The organism is Metabacillus malikii (assembly GCF_030813355.1).
GTDB classification, from domain to species: domain Bacteria; phylum Bacillota; class Bacilli; order Bacillales; family Bacillaceae; genus Metabacillus; species Metabacillus malikii.
Genome location: NZ_JAUSUD010000066.1, coordinates 1 through 1,254 on the forward strand (window position 1 = coordinate 1; position 1,254 = coordinate 1,254).

At 36.5% G+C, this 1,254-nt stretch carries 1 protein-coding gene; it reads right to left on the bottom strand.

All coding sequences use genetic code 11. The features are described from left to right. On the bottom strand, positions 1–1,181 hold a 1,181-nt coding region (locus J2S19_RS23610; RefSeq protein WP_307347358.1), incomplete at its 3' end, for an IS4 family transposase. Positions 1,182–1,254 lie beyond the last annotated feature (73 nt).

The window sequence follows — 1,254 nt, forward strand, 5'->3', positions numbered from 1 at the left end:
TCGCAAAGATCATAAAATAAACCACCTAATGTCCGTTGGTCTGTGCTACAACGGTTCTGCCAAGAGAGGACAATATATCTAGTAAAGACAATTGTAGTATGGCAAATTAAGGAGTCATACGAACGACCTTGAAACTCCTTCTGTAGCTTTAGTAATGATTTTGTCGTTTTGAAAAAAACTTCAATGTCCCAACGAATTCCGTAGATTCGAATGATTTCTTGTTCACTTAAGCTGCAATCAGTGCTTAAAATGGCTAGCCATTCACTCTTTTTATTACGGTTACGGACAAATACAATTTTAACTGGTATACCATTAGCTTGTGTCGTTTGAATGGAGCGAAGAATTCCTTTCTTTCCTTGAATGGGGGAAGCCAACCGATAAAGCTCCTTCAGACTAACCTTTTGATCATGGATAAGATAACGTTGCTTTAAATTTTTCACCATGCCAATGACATCTAGACCTTGATCTTTGATCTCTTTAATAAGTGGTTGATGTGTAAACCAAGTATCCATCAGGACATAAGAAGCTTGGATACCTGTGTTCATTGCACGTTGAATCATCATTGGAATTTGTTCAGGTGCCGTTTGTAAAGCTTCTAAACGACGCTTATATCCAGAACTTCGTTTGTCAATGTGATGTGACATTCCATTGATGACACTGTTTTTAGAGCTCAATAAAGAAAAGTCTACAGGCATAAACGTTGTACCGTCAGACCAACCCAATGTAAGCATACGAAAGCCTTTGTAAAAGCGCATTTTTTGAGAAGCGTGGTCAAAACAACGCGCAAGAAGTTCAACCGATTTACTTCGATTCTTATCATAAGAAGAGTCATCAACAATAAGCACTTTTATACGCTCGTGATTCGTAAGCTTACTTACTTTTTCAATTGAATGTGCGCTTAATAGAAGGAGAAACCTTCTCCATGAATAAGTGGAACGATTTAAGAAACGGTAGACTGCGTCTTTAGCCGGAATATCGGCGGATTTCTTACTTTCAAGTGTTCGAAACCAGTTTTTGTTTTCAAAGATTAAACAGAAAATGAGCTGAAATAAATAAGCGCAGGTAAAACCATAAGACTTGGTAATTCCAGCTTTTCTAAGATATTTCAATACTTTTAATTCTTTAAAAGTAGATTTTATTTCATTTGGTAGTTGCTTAGTTTGGTCATTATTCGCTATCATATAGAGGACACCTCTTCTGTATGGAATTTTGATTCTCGACAAATCAACTATACCAAACGGATAGGTGTTTTTT